Origin of the sequence: Collinsella aerofaciens (assembly GCF_039752985.1) — a bacterium.
GTDB lineage: Bacteria > Actinomycetota > Coriobacteriia > Coriobacteriales > Coriobacteriaceae > Collinsella > Collinsella aerofaciens_BT.
Genome location: NZ_JBDMHA010000141.1, coordinates 1 through 1,018, shown reverse-complemented (window position 1 = coordinate 1,018; position 1,018 = coordinate 1). Strand labels below are relative to the sequence as shown.

At 60.0% G+C, this 1,018-nt stretch carries 1 pseudogene; it reads right to left on the bottom strand.

Annotated elements, in window-relative coordinates:
* Positions 1–577, bottom strand: a pseudogene (locus ABHR76_RS10070) (hypothetical protein); the annotation flags it as partial.
* Positions 578–1,018: the final 441 nt, after the last annotated feature.

Here is a 1,018-nt window from a genome sequence, read left to right as displayed (position 1 = left end):
CAGGCGATGTGCCCTCCCCTGCCGCGGAACGGACCGAAGCCTCAGTGAGCTCGGGGGTTACCTGATCGGCAACCTGCTCGGCCTTAGCAGCCGTGCGACGGCGTGTGCGCGGTACCGGCTTCTCGGTCGGCTGGTCGGCGGCAGGCGTCTCGGGCACAGACGGAGCTGCAAGCTCGGTCAGAGCCGCGGCCTCGCGCTCGGCAGCACGACGGCGGGCGCGCACCACCTGAGCCTCGCTAATCTGCGCCAACGCACGTGCCTGCGCGACCTCATCGGAAATCGGCGCCGAGGAGTCAGCTGCAACGGTGCGCTTGGCGCGCGTCGTGCGCGTGGTACGGCGCTTGGGCTTGGTGACCTCCTCGCCGTCAGTGGCAGGCTTGACCGTGCGGCGCGTACGCTTGGGCTTTGCCGGAGCAGCCTCCTCACCAGTTGCAGGAACGGCCTTCTCAGCCGTTGCAGGCGTAGGCGTCTCAGGAGCCGAGGCTTGCGCGGGCGTCGCGACCTGGTCCGACGCAACCGGTGCAGCGGGAGCGGCCTGCGTCGTCGTTATTTCGTTTTCTTGCTGTTGATCAGACACAGTGTTTGCTCAACTTTCTTTTCAAGCCCTGTGATCACATGCTCCCTGCATAAACCTTCAGGGCGGCTAAACAGTCTAGTTCCGTTCAAAACGACGGACATCATTGATCTGTATCGAGATGATTGCGTCATATACGCAGCGTTAGTGTAACACAACCGCAACCACCTGCAACTTAGTCATTGGGAACGCTCTTAAACGACTAGTCAAAAGGGGCACTCTTTGGTTTAACACCCATAAATCTGACTGCCTCCGCCAAAACTATGGCGGTTTACTACGATGAATCGCTCAACCGCGACCACTCCGAAACTTGTTGAACTAAAACCGACGCTCCTATAAGTTGTCAAGAGGCAGTTTGCGGGAGCGCTCTCTCCAATTCGCACAGGAGCTCGTAATACCTCCTCTCCAGTTTCGTCGACCGCCGTTTCCCCCGTTCCAAGTGCC